Source organism: Paraglaciecola sp. IT1134 (assembly GCF_058068185.1).
The window spans coordinates 3,940,946-3,959,734 of the sequence record NZ_CM176486.1 but is presented as its reverse complement, the minus strand read 5'-3'; the positions used below and the strand labels follow the sequence as shown (position 1 = coordinate 3,959,734).

Sequence of the window (18,789 nt, the reverse complement as noted above, 5' to 3'; positions counted from 1 at the left end):
GTCTGGATTACGGCGTATAGTAGGAGGATTATCGTGGAAACAGTTATGAAAAAAGCAATGACTGAAAATAGTCAAACGGCACTGGAGATGGAAAAAACCACAGATATTGCACAGGATATATCTAGCCACAGTACGGTGGGAAAACCATTTTCAGACAATGCCAAGATGTCGATGCGTAACGTGAATGTATTTTATGCTGATAAACAAGCTATTCACGATATCAGTCTGGATATAGGCAAAAATGAAGTCGTGGCGATGATCGGTCCTTCAGGATGCGGAAAATCTACCTTTTTACGTTGTTTAAACCGCATGAATGACACCATAGAATCGTGCAAAATAACCGGGGATATAACCTTGGAAGGTGAGGATATTTATCATCCTAAACAGGATGTGGTACCGCTAAGGGCCCGGGTAGGTATCGTCTTTCAAAAACCCAATCCTTTTCCAAAAACCATCTATGAAAATGTCGCTTATGGGCCAAAAATTCATGGTTTGGCGACCAGACGGGCGGAGTTGGATGAGATTGTTGAAACCAGTTTGCGTAAGGCAAGTTTGTGGGAGGAAGTAAAGGATCGTTTATTTTCCCCAGGTACGGGCCTCTCCGGTGGACAACAGCAACGATTATGTATTGCACGCACTATAGCGGTCAGCCCCGAAGTGATATTAATGGATGAGCCTTGTTCCGCTCTCGATCCGATCGCCACGGCTAAAATTGAAGAGTTAATGGCAGAGTTAAGCCAAAATTACACGATTGCCATCGTGACCCATTCCATGCAACAGGCCGCTCGTGTGTCGCATCGCACGGCGTACTTTCATATGGGTAAACTGATTGAAGTTAACGATACCAAAAAAGTGTTCACCAACCCGGAACACGATCTTACCGAGGCCTATATTACTGGCCGTTTCGGTTAGTCGGTAATACAGGAGATAAAAATGGAAAAATTACATCTGGATAAACACATTTCACAGCGCTTCGATGCCGACCTGGAAAGGTTGAAAAGTCAGGTTCTGGAAATGGGAGGAGTGGTTGAACAGCAAATTATTGATTCAGTTAAAGCCCTTGAAACTGCCGACAGTAAAATTGCAGAGCGCGTGATCCAAGTTGAAGACGATGTTGATTTACGAGAAGTCGCTTTAGACGAACAATGTACTATGGTACTGGCATGCCGACAGCCCGCTGCTTCCGATCTGCGTATGGTGTTAACCGTTACTAAAATGATCCGGGATCTGGAACGTATGGGCGACGAAGCGCAAAAAATTGCCAAGATGGCTATTGCGCTAAATGAAAGTGGTGCGGCGCCAGGGGGGTACGATGAAGTGCGGCATATGGGGGCGTTAGTGCAACAAATGGTAAATTCGGTGCTGGATGCTTTTGCCCGTTTCGATGTTAATCAGGCGCTGGAAGTGGCGAAAGCCGACAAACAGGTTGATCGTGAATACAAATCTGCGATGCGTGAAATTGTTACCTATATGATGGAAGATCCACGCTCCATTAGCCGGGTCATGAATATCCTGTGGGCTCTGCGTTCATTAGAACGTATTGGTGATCATGCACGTAATATCGCCGAACACATTATTTATCTGGTCAGAGGGCTAGATGTGCGTCATACCAGTGTCAGTGAGATGGAGGAAAAATTAAACAAATCCTGATATGGTAGTTTGGGTTGTCTTGTTATACTAGAGCTTAAGGACGGCCCAGCTCCCATGAGCACCACACTGCTTAATTACTGACAGGCAATGTCATTTATCTTTCATGAAACTGTCACCTTGTCATGCAAATGTCACAAAACTGCCATATATTCCTTGTCGAATCATTTTAGAATTTTAATCAATGAGAGCAAAGAATATATGAAACTTCTTCCATCACTATCCCTAACCTTGATTGCCGGTGCCTTTTCTGCCCTGAGTTATGCTGATCCTGTAACCCTATATGGTAAGGCCAACATTTCTGCGCAAGCGGCGGATGAAGGAGAAGGTAACTTTACGGAGTTAAAAAGTAACGCTTCGCGTTTTGGGGTCAAAGGTGACCATAAACTGGATAACGATATCGAAGTTTTATACCTGTTAGAGTGGGAAGTCGATATGGCTGATGAAGCCGGTTCTGACAATATCAAAGCACGTAATCAATATGTTGGCTTAAAAGGCAATTTTGGTACAGTGCTGCTGGGCCGTAATGACACGGTTTTAAAACAGTCTCAGGGCAAAATTGATTTATTTAATGATTACGAGGCCGATCTTAAAGGTTTGTGGAAAGGCGAGAATCGTATGGGCAATTCGGTGAGCTATTATTCTCCTAGCGTGGCGGGTTTTACCCTTGGAGCAAGCTATATTGCACAAGACGATATTGCAGGCGACGACGCCCAATCTGTTTCTCTTAGTTACGGTGATAAAAATCTCAAAAAAGACCGGTGGTTCGCCTCAGTAGCCGCAGATTTTGATATGAAAGGCTACGATACTATTCGTGCATCTGTGCAAACCACACTGGATGCAGTGACGCTCGGTGCAATTTTGCACCGCCAGGAGTCAATTGAAACAGGCATAGAAAAAGACGGGGTAATGTTAAGTGCGGCCTATACTATCGATAAAGTGGTATTAAAAGCGCAATATCAAACCCTGGAAGATGACAACAGCGTTACAGTAGGCGGCGATTACAAGTTGGGCAAGGCCACCAAAGCTTTTATCTGGTACACCGACCGCGCCCTTGATAGCAGTGAAGACCAATCTTGGTTGGCGCTTGGTCTGGAACATAAATTTTAGACAATCCTGACCAACCCCGCCGGGTTAAGACTGGCCGGTATCAATAACAAGCCGTTCTGGGTAACTCGAACGGCTTGTTTGATTTTAAAAGCGATATAAAGGAAGAACAAAAAAACACTTACATATCTAATAAATTGATTTAAAATCAATTTATAATCGTTTAAATTGAAGCGTAATGTAGATGAAATGGCCCAACCTTAAACACCTTTATTATCTCGTGACCCTGCACCAAGAGCAGCACTTTCACCGGGCGGCCAAACATTGTCATGTCAGTCAGTCAACTTTAAGCACGGCCATCCAAAATCTGGAAGAACAATTTGGCTGCCAATTGTTGGAAAGGGAACATAAAACCTTTGTTTTCACGCCTTTTGGTCTGGAGCTGGTGGAGCGCAGCCGAGATTTGTTAACCGAAGCAAATGAGCTAATAGATTTTGCCCAGACAGCAGGAAACTGGCAGTCCGGTAATTTGAAGATAGGCGTGATACCCACCATCGCTCCATTCTTATTCGAAGGACTGATTGGCACAGTGCAACAATATTTACCTGAGATTAGCTTGCAGCTGCAAGAAGACACCACGGCGAATTTGCTCGGCCAATTAAATGAAGGGCAGCTCGATTTGTTGATTTTGGCTTTGCCGATGGAAACCCCTGGTTGTAAACAGCTGGTCCTGGGGAATGATCCTTTTCACCTCATAGCCCATAGCGATCTGGTAAACACCCTGCCTATGCCCATGGACTTTTCTGCTTTACCCGCAAAAAGTGTATTTTTGCTGCAACAGGAACATTGTATGACCGGACATGCCGTCAGTGCCTGCAAACTGAAACATAAGGAACAAGTCAGTTCCCTGGCCGCCAGCAGTTTGTATACTTTGGTGCAACTGGCGAACAGTAAATTAGGTTTTACCTTTATGCCTGAACTGGCGATAAAAAATCATATTCTCAGTACCACCCAGTTGGTGTCCATGCCGGCCGAGGACAGCGCCTATCGGGAAATCGGTATGGTGTGGCGTAATGCGACCACCCGGGTTCAATTGTTTCGGTATCTGGCACAATTGCTTGCCCCCCTTACCCCGATCCCAACGCTGGAAAAATAATCCCGCAATAAAACCTAATTAAACCAAACTATTTTTGTTAACCCCTCGACTATATACCCAAGTAACCTCTGCATTTGAGGTCACTTGAGTATATTACTAGTCATTAAAACAGGGAACACAGTGAGTGTTTGAAAAAAGCGATCAACAGCTAATAGACAAAGCACTACTGGGCAACAAAAAGGCCTGGCTTAACCTGCTCAAGCGCTATGAAAAGTCCATTTATAACTATGGCTTACGTATGACAGGAAAAAATGAAGATGCTCTGGACTTGATGCAAGAAGTTTTTATTTCGGTGTTTCGCAATCTGGGCTCTTACCGCCAAGAAGGCAGTTTTAAGAGCTGGTTGTACCGCATAGCCCACTATCGCTGTATCGAATTCTATCGGCGCAAGCGGCCCATGCAGGGCTTGGAAGATACCCCGGAAATGGTCAGTGAGGGGATTAGCAGTGAACAGCAAATCGCCACTGGGCAGCAAAATACTGAATTAATCCAGGCCATGCAACGTCTCTCTATCGCCCAAAAAGCGGTGGTTGAACTGAAGTTTTTTGGCCAATTTACTTTTGAAGAAATTGCCGAGCAAACCGGGATGTCAGCCAACACGGCTAAATCTCGTTTGTATGGTGCCCTAGCCAATCTTAAACGCTTGATGGAGGTTGAATATGTCGATGTATGACAATGAGCAATTGCTTGGATTATGGCTCGATGGCGAACTAGATGAGACCCAGCGCCAAGAGTTTGAACAGCGTTGTATGCATGATCCGGTATTTGCCAAGCAGGTAGAAGTGGCCAACATGCTGCGCCTGCGCGCTGATAACTTTATGGAACAAGAGGTTCCATCCTGGGATAAAAAACACATCTTTGATATGCCCCAAACGAGGCGGCCGTGGCGCTGGCTGCCTGGGGTCTCGTTTGCCACCTCTTTGCTGGCCATTGTAATAGTGTTCAGCGGCACTCAGGTGCGTTTTAAAGAGGGGGAAGTGCGCCTCAGTTTCGGTAGTCAGCAGGCCGAGCAAGCACTGACACAAATGCTCGATACCAGGCTTGATGAGTTTAAACAAAACCAGCAAGCCGCGCTCAGTTTGTATGCCCAGTCGTTGCAGCAACAGCAGCTGGATACCAGCAATCAATTGACCAGTTATTTGCTTACTTCGAGTCGCAAGGAGCGCCGTGAGGACTTTGCCGAATTAATTAAATTTGTCAACGAGCAGCGCAGTGACGACCAATATTTTTATGCTCGGCAACTGAATAAATTGCAACAAGATATCTATCGTGACGCAGATGGCGTTGCCCTAGACAGTATTAATCCGTAGAGGTAGCACTATGAAAATTATCAATCGAAAAACTCTGTTAGCCACGCTTTTTGCCACTATGACAGTGAGCTCGGTGTATGGCGAAACCAATACAAACGAGCTCAATGACGAATTGGAAATTATGAGCAACATTTTACAAACCGCGTTAAAGCAAGACGGCAACACGGGTGGTATTCGTTTGCGTTCTGTGGGCTTTACCTACCTTAAAAATCAAGGGGTGTTATTTCAGGTCGATACCAGCCGTTCGGCTTCATCCCGGGTGTTTGACTTTGTCACTCATGGGTCTCCGCGAACCGCGCCTATGCCACCTGAAGCGCCACAGCAATTTGTTGAAATGGACGAGTTTGATTTCGGCATTGATGAAGACGCAATTGAAGATGTAGTAGAACAGGCAATGGAACTGGCCCACGACATGACCCGAGAGGCAAAGAGTAAGTTACGCTCGTTGGGTGAAAAATTACGCGAATTTAGCTGGGAGCAGCGAGAATATGAACGTCGTCGCCGAGACTTGGAGTTTGAAAAAAACAATAGCGATAAGGGCAGACGTAAAGAGATTGAACAACAATTGCAGGAACTCAACAGCGAGCTTGAGCAAGTTCAAAGCAAGCGAGCGGAAGTGGAACGCTATCGCGCCAGCATTGAAAAAGAACGTAAAGAACAGGCTAACCAGCGTCAATTAGCCCAACAGCAAGAATATACACAATTTTTATCCAGTTTTGAGAACAATGTCGGCGAGGTCCTATGCCGCTATGGTGCCGGTCTGAAAGCCCTGGATAGCGATGAATACGTGAACTTCATTTTACCCCACTTCAGTCCACCACAAGGCGGCAGTCGTAATAAACAAGACAGGATATATGTATTTAAACATAAGGATATTCAAGCTTGTGTGCGCGACAAGATAAGTAAAGACAAATTATTGGCTGGGGGGAGAGGCTATGATTTTTGAGGCTTGCCTGACTTAGTTAACATCCCAATTAGGTTTTTGTTATTGCGCGGTGCCATAACCTTTTCAGGACCCGTTGCCACAACCTGTGTCGTTCTTGACTCCCGGTTGTGGTGCTATTTCCTCTCGTTAAGAACAACGGTTAGTCATTAATCCCTTTGTGGTGTAAAAGTGAAGTGAAAATTTGTATCTAGTGCTTTTTCAAATGGATTTATGTGACAAAAAATGACCATAAGTTTGATTATGCACCCAATCCTGACATTTCCTTGTACCAAGGGTGATCAACACTCATGACATTTGATCAGCAAAACGCTAAGCTACACTGATATTTTCATTAGGAAAAATAATATGACCCTGCCTGCAGTGATTAGTGGCTCTGGATTGTGGAATCCGCCCCACAGTATCTCCAATGAAGAGTTAGTGACAGCGTATAATGCTTATGCCAATCACTATAACGAGCAGCATGCACAAGCCATCGACAGTGGAACCATCGAGCCTAAACCCCAGTCAAGTGCCGAATTCATCGAAAAGGCCTCGGGTATTCGCAGTCGATTTGCCTATGTGAAAGAGGGTATTTTAGATATTCATCGTATGAGACCCGCCATACCTGAGCGGTCTGACGAACAAATGTCAGACCAGGCTGAAATGGCTGTGAAGGCGGCCAAGTTGGCGTTGCAGGCCGCCAATAAAAGCCCCGATGATATTGATGTAGTAATAGTGGCTTGTGCCTATACCCAGCGTTCTTATCCCGCGCTGGCCATAGAAGTGCAAGACGCCTTGGGGATCAAGGGTTTTGGCTTCGATATGCTGGTAGCCTGTTCCGCCGCGACTTTTGCCATACACCGAGCCTTTGAAATGATCACTGCAGGTACGGCCAAGGGGGTGTTGGTGATCAACCCCGAGCTCACATCCCCACAGGTGAATTATTGCGATCGTGACAGCCATTTTATCTTTGGTGATGTGGCTACTGCCATGGTGGTGGAAAGTGCCCAGACGGCTAACGCCGAACATGTCTTTGAAATCATGAGCACCAAGGCCGTCACGTCTTATTCCAATAATATTCGTTCCAACTTTGGTTATGTCAGCCGGGCGAATGATTCAGACCCCTTTGCACCAGACAAGCTGTTCCACCAGCAAGGGCGTAAAGTATTTAAGGAAGTCTGCCCGATGGCGGTGGAACATATCAATGAACACTTGGCCCGACACCATCTGAGCAGTAAAGATGTGACCCGTTGGTGGTTACACCAAGCAAACATTAATATGAATGGTTTGATCAGCAAGAAGCTGTTAGGGCGCACGCCGACCCTGGAAGAAGCCCCTATAGTACTCGACCAGTATGCCAATACCGCTTCTGCGGGATCAATAATTGCATTTAACTTGCATCATCAGGATTTATCACCAGGTGACTATGGGGTGTTGTGCTCCTTTGGAGCAGGGTACTCCATTGGCAGTCTAGTACTTAAAAAATGTTAATCTTCGGTTTATAGTTAAGCACCACCAGGGACAGAGGCGGCCCAGCAATCACACCGCGCTGAACATGGAATAATAATATCAAGAAAGGAACCTAATGTTAGCCATTTTGGGATACGCAATCAGTGCTGCGGGTTACGCACTGCTGCTGTTATTATTGCTGACAGTGCGCAAGTCAGGCCTGGCCAAATATTTATTGATCTTAGCCACGGCTGCCACTTGCCTGTGGTCCTTGTCACCTTTTTTAGGTGGTGAAATTTCCATCGACAAACTGCTATTTTACGACAACATCAAACAACTATTCTGGTTGCTGTTTTTAGCGTCATGTTTGAAAGATAACTTCAGCAATATTACCGATGTGTTGCGCCGACCTGAAACTTGGCTGATTTTAGCCTTGCCTATATTTGCCCTAGTATTACCCCTGTTTTTCAATTTGGCAGACACCTGGCAGTTTTTGTTGCAAACCGTGATTGCCCTGCAGGTCTTGATTTTGCTTGAAATTATATACCGCCAGGCGGGGGATAATCGCTGGGCGCTTAAACCCCTAATTCTGTATCTGGGGGCAACCAATTTATTCGAATTTGTGACCTTTGCCAACGCCTTGATGGTGGAACAAATTGATTTTACCTATATCGCAGCCCGTGGCTTTATCTATTTTGCCTTGATCCCATTTCTGGTGCTGGCTATTCGCCGAGTGCAAAATTGGGGAGTAAATATCTTTGTTTCCAGAGAAGTGGTGCTACATAGCTCACTGCTGGTGGTAGCTGGTGGCTACCTGTTTCTGATGGCATTGATCGGTTATGGGGTGAAATATTTCGGTGGCCAGTGGAGCACTACAGTCCAAGTTGTACTGATTTTTTTATCCTTGGCATTGTTGGTGACACTATTTTTATCCGCGGGCTTTCGCACCCAGATAAAGGTATTTATCACCAAACATTTTTTTGCCAACCAATTCGACTATCGTATCGAGTGGCTTAAGTTGACTCGGGCATTGGAAGATACCGAGCCTGAGCAGAATGTTTACCACACCGCCTTACAAGCCTTTTTGCAAGCCATAGATTACCAGTCAGGTATCTTGATCCGCAGGGCGGGCAGTGAAATTGAGTATCTGGCGGATGTCGACGCTGCCGCTCTGAATGCTGATGAAGTCAGTATTTTGGGGCAGTTTTTTGAATATTTCACTCACAAAAACTGGATCATAGATATCGCAGAGTTGCGTACTCAGCCCTTTGTATATGAAGATTTAAAAGTGAACCATGCATTGCTTAATCGCGCGTCATTTCAGTTAGTCGTACCCATTTATCGGGGGGATACTTTATGGGGACTGGCGGCGTTAAGTAACAACGAAAATTCAGGCCGTAGCTTAAATTGGGAGTTGCGGGATTATTTAACTGCGGTCACCGCCCAAGTGGCGAACTTTTTATTTCACCACGAGGCAGCCAAAGAAGTAGCCGAAAATGCTCAGTTTGCCGCTTTCACACGGATGTCGTCTTTTGTATTACATGATTTAAAAAACGTACTGGCGCAAATTGATCTGATTTTATGTAATGCCCAGCAACATAAAGATAACCCGGAATTTATCGACGACACCTTTGAGACACTGCAACATACCAAGGCACGCATGGAAAAAATGTTGCAGCAACTGTCGGAAAAAAGCGGCGAACAGGCCAAGAGCCAAAGTTTGTGTAAGTTGTCTGTGTGTATAAACAATGTGCTGTCCCAGCGCTGTGCAGGCCAACTACCTTTGGCTACTATAGAGGTACACAGTGAAACTGATGTGGTACTGGAGCAGGATAAATTTAGTAATGTGATCTATCACCTGGTCAGCAATGCCCAGCAGGCCACCCAAGATCATGGGTTTGTGAAGATTGACATCAGTCAGGCTGACAATCTTAAACAGATGCTGGTCACTATATCCGACAATGGTACAGGCATGAGTAAAGACTTTATTCAAAAACGCTTGTTCAAGCCGTTTGACACCACTAAGGGTAATGCTGGAATGGGCATTGGAGCCTATGATGCTAAAACGTTTTTGGAAAAAATTGGTGGACATTTACAGGTCAAAAGTGAAGTAGGGGTGGGAACAACGTTTACGTTAGTTATTCCCACAGACTAAAAACGCAAGTAGCACAGGAATTATACATGGACAAAATTTTAGTTGTAGATGACGATTTGGGCATTCAAAAGCAGCTGAAGTGGAGCTTTTCGGGTTATGAAGTGATTTTTGCGGATGACCGCACTTCAGCCATCGCCCAGTTGCGTCGTCACGAGCCAAAGGTTATCACTTTGGATCTTGGTTTACCGCCGGATCCTGCTAATGCCACTGAGGGGCTGGCGACCCTGCAGGAAATTCTTGAGCTAGCCCCTCAGACCAAGGTGATAGTCGTCACCGGCAATAATGACAAAAGCAATGCCTTAAAAGCCATAGAATGTGGGGCGTACGACTTTTATCAAAAGCCAATCGACTCGGAAACTATTCAGATCCTGGTAAGCCGTGCCATTCACCTGTTTGATTTGGAAATGGAGAATCGCCACTTGTCACTGGTGGCTCCTTCTATGGACAGGATCATCGGCAACAGTGAGCAGATTTTAGCGGCCAGTCGTAAAGCGGAAAAAATTGCCCAAACCGACATCAGTACCTTACTGCTCGGTGAGAGCGGCACGGGTAAGGAGGTCTTTGCCCGTAGCATTCATGAACATAGCTTGCGCAAAGACAAGGCTTTTGTGGCTATCAACTGTGCCTCTATTCCCGAGAACCTGCTAGAAAGCGAATTATTCGGTTATGAAAAAGGGGCCTTTACCGGCGCCAATAAAACCACACCCGGTAAAATTGAAACGGCCCAGGGGGGCACACTTTTTCTGGATGAAATTGGGGATATGCCCATAGGGCTGCAAGCCAAAATGCTACGCTTTTTACAAGAGCGGGTGATTGAGCGGGTGGGGGGACGTTCGGAGATCCCGGTAAATATTCGGGTGATCTGTGCAACGCACCGTAATTTACAGGATATGGTGGCGCAGGAAACCTTCCGGGAAGATCTCTATTACCGTATCGGTGAGATCAGTATCCTGATCCCCCCTTTGAGAGATAGGGCAAACGACGTCATTTTGCTGGCCCGCACATTTTTGACTCAGTACAACGAAGATTTTAAAACCAAGATCAAAGGCTTTAGCGATAAAGCCGTGAAGGCGATGTTGCAACATCAGTGGCCTGGTAATATTCGTGAATTGCAGAATAAGCTAAAGTCAGCGGTCATCATGGCAGAAGGCACACACATCCAGGCCGATGACATGAGTTTGCAGGTAAATGACAATGAAACCATGGAGACCTTGAACCTGCGTGAAGTACGTGAGCAAGCCGAAAGCCGGGCTATCCGCAATGCCTTTCAGGTGGCAGAGCGCAACATGTCACGTACCGCCGAATTGCTGGGGGTTACCCGGCCTACGCTGTATGCACTGATTGATAAATACCATCTGGAAGACATTAAAACCGGCGCGTGAGCCAAAGGCAGGTGTATTGAGGATTACGAATGAGATCCACTATAATAGTCATCAGGTATCTGCTGGCCTTTGTTGCCTTAGTCGGGTGCTGGCAATGCGGTGTATGGTTAAGTTTACTCATTCCTCTACCGCCGGCTTTATTGGGTTTATTGTTGCTGGTCGGCGCACTGTTGTTGTTAGGGGAAGTGCCAAAGGCATTGCTGAGAGTGGCGCAATTTATGGTGCTGCACCTGTTGTTGCTATTTATTCCTGCGACCATGGGGGTGTTATTGTACGCCGAGCAACTCAAGGCGCATCTTTGGGCAATCATCGCTGCAATACTGTTCAGTACAGTGTTAAGCCTGGTTATTACCGCTGGCATTTGCCAGTGGCAACAACGTCGACTCGCCAATGATCCACGACCTTTATGATCTGATGCCGTCTTCTGTGATCTGGTTGTGGGTGACCCTGTTGGTTTACCTGGTTTCTATGCGTTTATTTACGCTCCTTGGTCGTAACCCACTCTTTCATCCATTGATTTTTTGCCTGTTACTAATCTGGACTATATTGGAATACTGTCAGCTGCCGATAAGGGAGTATCAGGAACACGTTAAACTCTTACATTGGCTGTTAGGGCCGGCGACAGTAGCCTTGGCAATCCCGCTTTTTGGTCAACTCAAGGCGATTAAGAAAACCGGCAGTCAAATACTGCTGCCCATAATCATAGGTGGTGTTTTAGCACCCGTATTAGCCTTGGCCTGGTTATACGATCAAACGATTGATAACAGTATTAAATTTAGTCTGTTAACCAAATCCATTACCACACCTTTGGCTATGGATACGGCGGATTTGATCGGCGGGGTACCTGAGTTGGCGGCAGTGATGGTGATTTTTACCGGTATCGTTGGAGCCGCTGTGTGTGGGGGACTGTTTACACTGTTTTCGATTCGAAACGAGCATGCTAAGGGCATAGCGCTGGGCACTGTGGCTCACGCAATTGGCACGGCCCAGGCGTTTCAAATCAGCCAAAAAGCCGGCGCGTTTGCCACCCTCGCATTATGTATTAATGGGGTGCTGACGGCGATATTTTTGCCTTTGCTGTTTTTATGGTTGGGCTAAGATTTTTATTATTCCGCGGTCTTAAATAAATAATGGGTGATAACAGGAGAGTATGTTGATTGCAGTCAGACTTTTAAGCTTAAGTCGTAACGGGATAATTAGATGTAAGTTGTTGTTACCTATGGTACTGGCGTTTGTTTTGCTGGGCTGTTCCGGTAGCTCTACTGACTCAAGTGATACGCCTGCTGAGCCCTTGCTGATTGTTAATGCAGGCAGTGCTAAAACGGCCAATGAAGGCACTACCGTTAGCCTAACTGGTGATGCGTTGGGGCAAACCACAGAATTGAGTTTTGCCTGGTCCGTGACCCCCGCCTTAGGCATCATACATGAGGATACGGCCTCAGGACTGGCGTCTTTTATTGCACCGGCTACTGTCGACGAATTGAGTTACGTTTTTACCCTTAAAGTCACAGATGGCGCAGGAAACATTGGCAGTGACAGCGTGCAGGTGAAAATTGCACCAGTGAATGAGTCGCCTGTGGCGCGGATCACCTTTGAGCAGTCAAGCGATTTGCCAGCCAAGGTGTTGCAGGCCGGTATTGAAGTGGTGCTCGATGGCAGTAGCAGCAGTGATTCAGATGCCGAGGATCCAACTAACCCAATTGCGAGCTACCACTGGCAACAACTTGCCGGACAAGATGTTTTGCAGGGGCTGAGCAATCAAGGCCAACGTATTGCATTTGTGACACCTATACTGGATGACGATTCAAGTTTAACCTTCGAGTTAACGGTCGCCGATTTTGAAGGCGCGCAGCACAGCAAACAACTCAGCATCAACGTATTAGGGGCCAGCCATAATTTTCCCACTGTGGATGCCGGCGTCGATCATCAGCTATTTTCCGGTGAAAGTATCGTGTTAACAGGATTGGCAGATACCACTATTTCTGCAGCTAAGCCTTTGATTTATATGTGGTTGAATGATTCAGAATTACAGCCGGTTATCGACAATGAAAATGCATTGCACACCTTTGCGATGGCCCCGCAGGTAAACACAGAACAAGATATCAGTTTTACCCTACGGGTCACCGACGCGAATAACAATGTGGTGGATGACAGCATTACGGTCAAGGTCAAGCCATTGCCTGTGAGCTTGATCAATGACACCGGGATGACGATGCAAGCCAGTCAGTCTGAGGTGAACAATTTACATCAAGCCTTGTATCCTGGGCAGGACGGCCAGCGTGGCCAGGACATAGTGGCAAAAAATGGATTATTGGCCAAGGCAGGACGAGGTGAAGGCGGTTTTGATTTTACCCGACTGGACGATATAGGTGATGAAGTTGATGATATTACCCAGCCTTGGCGCTGCGTGCGGGATAACGTCACAGGCCTGGTGTGGGAAAGTAAAACCAGCAACGGTGATTTACATGGCAGACGCCATACTTACAGCTGGTTTTCTGAAGACGCAAACGGGGGTTACAGTGGCGCCGTTAATCCTGATTTACCTAGTTGTACCTTGGCCAGCTGTAATACCCAGGCATTTACCGATGCGGTCAATACCCAAGGTTTATGCGGGTTTTATGACTGGCAACTGCCTACGCACCAGCAACTGTTATCTATTGTACATTTCGGCAAAAGTCTGGGCCTCATGCTCGATAGCAGTTATTTCCCCTATACAGATAACACCCTGACTGCAGAGTTATGGTATTGGACCCGACAGGCCAGCGTGGATGGCACCAATGACACTGCGCAAAATGCCTGGGCAATCGACTTTGCCACGGGCAATGACAATTTTTTAAATAAGTCGCAGGCCGTTAGTGTGCGTTTAGTCAGGGCAGGAAGATAAATGAAATTATATTGTCTGTTAGCCGTATTTTGCTGCAATGTTAGTGCACAAACCTGTTTAAGTGATGTGGACGAAACCGCCGGTAGCACGCAGTTTGAACTAAATGGAAACGGTACCGCGACTCAGCCAGCTACTGGCCTGACCTGGATGCGTTGCAGTCTGGGGCAGACCTTTAGCAATGGCAGCTGTCTGGGGGAGGCCAGCAAGCTGGATTGGCAACAGGCCTTACTTACCGCTCACGGTTTTAGTTACGCAGGGCTGGGTGGATGGCGAGTACCCAATATCAAAGAACTGGCCACCATCACCGAACGTGCCTGTGTACGTCCGGCCATCAATATCACTGTGTTTGCCAATACGCTGGCAGATGACTACTGGACTTCAACCCCCTCGGTCAGCGATCCCCAACGTGCCTGGGTGGTGGCTTTTTTCAATAGCAGTAACGCTCTTAAACAGAAAAGCCTGTCAGTCTACACTCGTCTGGTAAGAACAGCTGATTAACCTGAATTTTTAGAGACTTGTCCCAAATCGGTTCAATTGTCAGTGAAGAAACGCCAGAATAGGATTAGTTATTGTTTAAATGGTACTTTATGCGCTTTTTGTGGTGGTTAGTTTTACTGGTGGGCATGGCCGTCAGCTCCGTCGCCCGAGCGGATTTCAACTGTGAAGTCGAGCTTAACTATGGCCTGGTGGTCAACGACCAGCAAATTCGCGTCATCGACAACAGCCGTACCGTTTATCAAATCAATCACAACACTCAATTATTGGTCGAAGGTAACTGGATTGAACTGGAACCCAAACAGCAACAGGCATTAACTCAGCTGGCAGAAGGCGTGCATAGTGTGGTGCCCAAAATGATTTTACTTGCCAGTGAAGGCGTAGATCTGGCGGTGGATACCATAGAGCATGTCTACACAGGTTTAGTCGGTAAAGAGCACGACAGCTACGATAAGCTGCAGTCGTCTTTGCACCGGGTGCAAATGCGTATCAAAGAAAAGTTTATTCATGCCGGCGATAACTTCTATATGGGCCCGGGGACTCTGGAAAATGTGGATGATCTGGTGGACAGGGAGCTAGAGGAACAGATTGAAGAAGCCATGAACACCTCCTTAGGCGGGATCCTCTCCGCTATTGGCGGTTTGGTATCTGACAGTGCCAGCACAGATGAAAAAATTGCCTCCTTGGCCCGTCGGATAGAAAACTTGGGAGGCAAGATGGAAACACAAATTGGCCCCAAAGCCGACAGTCTGAAACACAAAGCCCAATGGTTCTGTAATCAGTTTCAACACTTGGATAAAATAGAAGAGCAGTTGCGCCGGGATATTCCCCAATTACACCCTTATAACGTTATCGTTACCCCAGAGCATCAAGTGCAATAGCTAAACGCTATGTTTGTACCAAAGTGAGCTCAAAATGTAGAGGCCACTTTGGAATAATGCTGTCTCGCTGGTAGTATGACGACCATTTTTAACTGCCTAGTCCTATAGATATTTATAATCCATGAGTTTGTGCAAAGCAGGATCGCCCGTGCTTTAAACCAATAATTCCAGCAAGCTATTTAAAAAACGCCGTCCCAGTAAAGTCACTTGCCAGTGATTCAGAGTTTCGCTTAACAGACCCTTATCCATGGCGATTTGCAGCTTGGCCGTTAGCTGCTGATCGATGGCTAGGCCAGTAAAATCCTGATAGTCCTGTTTTGGGCAGGGCTCCAATAAACGCAACCGGTTCATAAAAAACTCAAAGGGCAGTTCGGCGTTAAGTACAGTGTTTTGCTGGTGCATATAAGGCCGGGTGAAATCCATATAGCCCTTGGGATGTTTAACTTTGACGGTACGTATTATAGCGTCGTCATCCAGGGAGGTCAGCTTGCCGTGCGCCCCACAGCCTATGCCTAAATAATCCCCAAAGCGCCAATAGTTGAGATTGTGCTGACACTGGTGACCAGGCAAGCTATAGGCAGATATCTCATATTGCCGGTATCCGGCACTGAGTAATAACTCATGGCCTTGATCCTGAATGTCCCACAGTATTTCATCATCGGGTAGGATGGGTGGCTTGGAGTGAAACTGGGTATTGGGCTCTATGGTTAACTGGTACCAGGATAAATGGGGGGGGGCTTGTGTTATGCCTTGTTGTAAGTCGAAGATGGCATCTTCTAAAGATTGCTCCGGTAATCCATGCATCAAATCCAGATTGAAGCTGTTAAGTTTGGCGCCTCTGGCGTAGCCGGCCGCATTGAGCGCCTGATTTTCGTCGTGTATGCGGCCCAATTTTTGTAATTTATCCTGCTGAAAACTTTGTACTCCTATGGAAATTCGATTGATGCCAGCGTCTTTGAAACCGTTGAAGCGTTCACTTTCCACCGTGCCTGGATTCGCTTCCAGGGTGATCTCTGCGTTGAGGCTTAAATTGACCAATTGGCCTACACCTGTGAGTAATCTGGCAATTGCCTTGGGGGAAAACAAACTCGGGGTGCCGCCGCCAATAAAGATGCTCTGCACTTCTCGTTTGCCTACCAACGGCGCATCAGCAGCCAAATCATCCAGTAAATGGCTGACATATTCGCTTTCGGGTAAGGTAGCCTGTTTTTGACCGTGGGAATTAAAATCGCAATAAGGGCACTTTTGCACACACCAGGGAATATGAATATAGAGCGACAAGGGCGGTAATTTTAATAGGCTGGACCCCGGCACTTTTGGCGCGTTATAGGAGTGGTTTTGGGCCGTATTATCCACGTTGTGCTGCCAATTGCTCAAGTAATAATCTTAGTGCCTGGCCGCGATGGCTCAAGGAATTCTTCTCTTTGGGGTTCAGTTGAGCCGAGGTGCACTTGTGCTGATCAAGCCAAAACACCGGATCGTAACCAAAACCGTTTTCACCAATAACTTTGTCGGTTATCCGCCCCCGCCACTGACCCTGACAAATAATAGGAGTCGGGTCTTCAGCGTGGCGCATATACACCAATACACAAAGGAAACGCGCCTGACGTTGTTGGGCTGGGATCCCCGTCAACTCTGCCAGTAATTTTTGAATATTATCGTTATCTGTGGCATCTGGGCCTGCAAAACGGGCGGAATAGACTCCAGGGGCGCCGCCTAGGGCATCAACTGCCAAACCTGAATCATCGGCGATAGCCCCCAGACCAGTGATGTAGGAGGCATGGCGGGCTTTAATGATGGCATTTTCTACAAAAGTTGTGCCGGTTTCGGCAACATCGGGCACCTTGAATTCGCTTTGTGCCACTACATCCATGGCTAGGGGCGCTAACATTTCGGCCAGCTCCGCGACTTTACCTTTATTGCCTGTAGCTAATACTATTTTGCTCGTCAATTTAGTTACCCGTTACATCTATAAATGAAGGCGGATTTTACCCTCTGGCGGGTAAAAATGATATTGCACTTACTGGTGAAATTTCTTAGGTTAAGGTCTGACGATTGATAGCAAGGATGCTTCATGAATAAACTCCTCAGTTTAATAAATATCATATTGTTAAGCATGAATGCCCAGAACACTGCAAAAGATGCAACCATATCAGGAGGCACTGCTCTTCCCAGTTCCAAATTACTCGAGTTCGGGGTGATGCCCAAACCAATTAAACGTGTACCTCCCGCCTATCCTATTTCGTTAGCCCGTTCCGGTAGCGAAGGCTGGGTACAGTTAAGTTTGTGGTCGGCAAAGATGGGGCTGTGTTTGACCCGGTAGTAGAATACTCGTCCGGGATCAGCGGTTTTGAAGAAGCGGCCTTTCGGGTGATAAAAAAATGGCAATACAAACCGGCCTTTATGGATGGTGAGGCCGTTGAACAATGCAGTGAAAGGTGCAACTTGATTTTAAGATGCATGAGACGGCCAAAGGCGTGCGGCGTATATTTCGTAGTATTTATATAGTTGCCAAAGATGCATGAGATAAAGGGAAGTTGCCCCTTGCCAGCGAATTAACTGCCAACTTACGGGCTAAAAACCAATGGAACGCCTTGGAGTCAGCCTGGTTTTGGCTGTTCGCGGCCAATCTGGCCACATACCGGTCTGACTAGACTAAATGAATGTATGCTTTGCCACGGACCTTAACGATGGCGGCATATTATGGAGCCTATCTTAAGATAGGCTTAAAGATTTCTTAAAGTTTACTGAAGTTGTTGATAATGACATGCACGCAACGGAATTCTGCGGTTTGATAGTGACCAACTCGATAATAATTGCTTTAGTTGTATTTGGAAATCCCATGCGAAATATTGTCATCTTATTGTTCGTGTTATTAAACACAAGTTGCAGCTTAAAACCTACTGAGGTGCAGGTCGCATCCAAAAAAGCTGATCACGCAGTAGTATTTGATATTGATGGTACCCTGACCCCCAAAAATATTAGTATTTACACAGCGCGAAATAATGCCGCCCATGTTGTAAGATTATATGCTGACAAAGGCTACAAAATTATCTACCTTAGTGCCCGTAATAGATTTTTTCAGTTCAATATACCTGACTTTCTCAAAGATAACGGTTTTCCCCGTGGGAGCGTGCATGTTCCACAATCAGCGGCTGATAGAGATGACTTTTCTGCATTCAAACAGCGGATCCTGGAGCGCTATCTGATAAAGGGCTGGGATCTTGCGGCGGCCTACGGAGATTCTTCTACAGATTTTAAAGCCTACGCTGACGCAGGTATAAACAAGGATAATATCTACGCAGTCAAACGTGCCGGGGAAAAATCATGTCAGCCAGGTCCATGGGCTAAATGTTTGGACTCATGGTCTGAACAAATGCCTTCTGTTGCCCAGTTACCCAGCCCTAACTCCGCATTAGATGTCCAGGTCTCTCATCCATAGTACAAACAACCTGCAA

Annotated in this window: 20 protein-coding genes; 18 read left to right on the top strand and 2 right to left on the bottom strand. The window is 46.5% G+C overall.

The window, feature by feature from the left end; translation table 11 throughout:
* The first annotated feature begins 87 nt into the window (after positions 1-87).
* The 15 genes from pstB to AC3RV5_RS17285 all read left to right on the top strand — a co-directional run bounded on the left by pstB (position 88) and on the right by AC3RV5_RS17285 (position 15,331).
* Entirely contained in the window at positions 88-912 is an 825-nt protein-coding gene (gene pstB / locus AC3RV5_RS17355) for a phosphate ABC transporter ATP-binding protein PstB (protein ID WP_489732198.1), read from the top strand.
* A 21-nt stretch (positions 913-933) separates the two neighbouring features.
* Positions 934-1,650, top strand: coding sequence for a phosphate signaling complex protein PhoU (gene phoU / locus AC3RV5_RS17350; RefSeq protein ID WP_489728841.1), 717 nt, complete (start codon positions 934-936; stop codon positions 1,648-1,650).
* A 198-nt stretch (positions 1,651-1,848) separates the two neighbouring features.
* Positions 1,849-2,757 carry a porin gene (locus AC3RV5_RS17345; RefSeq protein WP_489728840.1) on the top strand — a complete coding sequence of 303 codons (909 nt, stop codon included), beginning with the start codon at positions 1,849-1,851 and terminating at the stop codon, positions 2,755-2,757.
* Positions 2,758-2,938: 181 nt separating this feature from the next.
* Positions 2,939-3,850 (top strand): hydrogen peroxide-inducible genes activator, encoded by a 912-nt coding sequence (locus AC3RV5_RS17340; RefSeq protein ID WP_489728839.1) that lies wholly within the window; start codon positions 2,939-2,941, stop codon positions 3,848-3,850.
* A 124-nt stretch (positions 3,851-3,974) separates the two neighbouring features.
* Positions 3,975-4,523, top strand: a complete 549-nt coding sequence (locus AC3RV5_RS17335) for an RNA polymerase sigma factor (protein ID WP_489728838.1) — start codon at positions 3,975-3,977, stop codon at positions 4,521-4,523.
* The gene (locus tag AC3RV5_RS17330; RefSeq protein ID WP_489728837.1) at positions 4,510-5,160 is read left to right on the top strand and encodes an anti-sigma factor family protein; all 651 of its coding nucleotides are present in this window, start codon (positions 4,510-4,512) and stop codon (positions 5,158-5,160) included. The genes AC3RV5_RS17335 and AC3RV5_RS17330 overlap by 14 nt, the downstream gene beginning before the upstream one ends.
* A 10-nt stretch (positions 5,161-5,170) precedes the next feature.
* On the top strand, positions 5,171-6,106 hold the full coding sequence (locus AC3RV5_RS17325; protein WP_489728836.1) for a hypothetical protein: 936 nt from the start codon (positions 5,171-5,173) through the stop codon (positions 6,104-6,106).
* 345 nt (positions 6,107-6,451) lie between these two features.
* Entirely contained in the window at positions 6,452-7,576 is a 1,125-nt protein-coding gene (locus AC3RV5_RS17320; RefSeq protein WP_489728835.1) for a beta-ketoacyl-ACP synthase III, read from the top strand.
* Positions 7,577-7,670: 94 nt separating this feature from the next.
* Positions 7,671-9,689 (top strand): XrtA/PEP-CTERM system histidine kinase PrsK, encoded by a 2,019-nt coding sequence (prsK, locus tag AC3RV5_RS17315; RefSeq protein ID WP_489728834.1) that lies wholly within the window; start codon positions 7,671-7,673, stop codon positions 9,687-9,689.
* A gap of 26 nt (positions 9,690-9,715) precedes the next feature.
* Positions 9,716-11,071, top strand: coding sequence for a PEP-CTERM-box response regulator transcription factor (gene prsR / locus AC3RV5_RS17310; protein ID WP_489728833.1), 1,356 nt, complete (start codon positions 9,716-9,718; stop codon positions 11,069-11,071).
* Positions 11,072-11,100: 29 nt separating this feature from the next.
* Positions 11,101-11,481, top strand: a complete 381-nt coding sequence (locus tag AC3RV5_RS17305) for a CidA/LrgA family protein (RefSeq protein WP_489728832.1) — start codon at positions 11,101-11,103, stop codon at positions 11,479-11,481.
* On the top strand, positions 11,462-12,169 hold the full coding sequence (locus tag AC3RV5_RS17300) for an LrgB family protein (protein ID WP_489728831.1): 708 nt from the start codon (positions 11,462-11,464) through the stop codon (positions 12,167-12,169). Before AC3RV5_RS17305 ends, AC3RV5_RS17300 begins: the two co-directional genes overlap by 20 nt.
* Before the next feature lie 52 nt (positions 12,170-12,221).
* Positions 12,222-13,955: an Lcl C-terminal domain-containing protein gene (locus AC3RV5_RS17295; RefSeq protein WP_489728830.1), complete on the top strand. Its 1,734-nt coding sequence runs from the start codon at positions 12,222-12,224 to the stop codon at positions 13,953-13,955.
* Complete coding sequence (locus AC3RV5_RS17290) at positions 13,956-14,453, top strand: Lcl C-terminal domain-containing protein (protein ID WP_489728829.1); 498 nt, start codon at positions 13,956-13,958, stop codon at positions 14,451-14,453.
* 89 nt (positions 14,454-14,542) lie between these two features.
* Entirely contained in the window at positions 14,543-15,331 is a 789-nt protein-coding gene (locus AC3RV5_RS17285) for a YggN family protein (RefSeq protein ID WP_489732197.1), read from the top strand.
* Between the two features lie 153 nt (positions 15,332-15,484).
* On the opposite strand, the gene hemW is transcribed toward AC3RV5_RS17285, so the two are convergent.
* Positions 15,485-16,645, bottom strand: a complete 1,161-nt coding sequence (hemW, locus tag AC3RV5_RS17280; RefSeq protein WP_489732196.1) for a radical SAM family heme chaperone HemW — start codon at positions 16,643-16,645, stop codon at positions 15,485-15,487.
* A 34-nt stretch (positions 16,646-16,679) separates the two neighbouring features.
* On the bottom strand, positions 16,680-17,282 hold the full coding sequence (locus AC3RV5_RS17275) for an XTP/dITP diphosphatase (RefSeq protein WP_489728828.1): 603 nt from the start codon (positions 17,280-17,282) through the stop codon (positions 16,680-16,682).
* A gap of 123 nt (positions 17,283-17,405) precedes the next feature.
* Between AC3RV5_RS17275 and AC3RV5_RS17270 the strand changes: the two genes are divergently transcribed.
* From AC3RV5_RS17270 to AC3RV5_RS17260, 3 genes are all read left to right on the top strand, one after another.
* A complete protein-coding gene (locus AC3RV5_RS17270) occupies positions 17,406-17,654 on the top strand; it encodes a hypothetical protein (RefSeq protein ID WP_489728827.1) in 249 nt (82 codons plus the stop codon).
* Positions 17,618-17,839 carry an energy transducer TonB gene (locus AC3RV5_RS17265; RefSeq protein ID WP_489728826.1) on the top strand — a complete coding sequence of 74 codons (222 nt, stop codon included), beginning with the start codon at positions 17,618-17,620 and terminating at the stop codon, positions 17,837-17,839. The genes AC3RV5_RS17270 and AC3RV5_RS17265 overlap by 37 nt, the downstream gene beginning before the upstream one ends.
* Positions 17,840-18,173: 334 nt before the next feature.
* On the top strand, positions 18,174-18,773 hold the full coding sequence (locus tag AC3RV5_RS17260; RefSeq protein ID WP_489728825.1) for an LNS2 domain-containing protein: 600 nt from the start codon (positions 18,174-18,176) through the stop codon (positions 18,771-18,773).
* Positions 18,774-18,789: the final 16 nt, after the last annotated feature.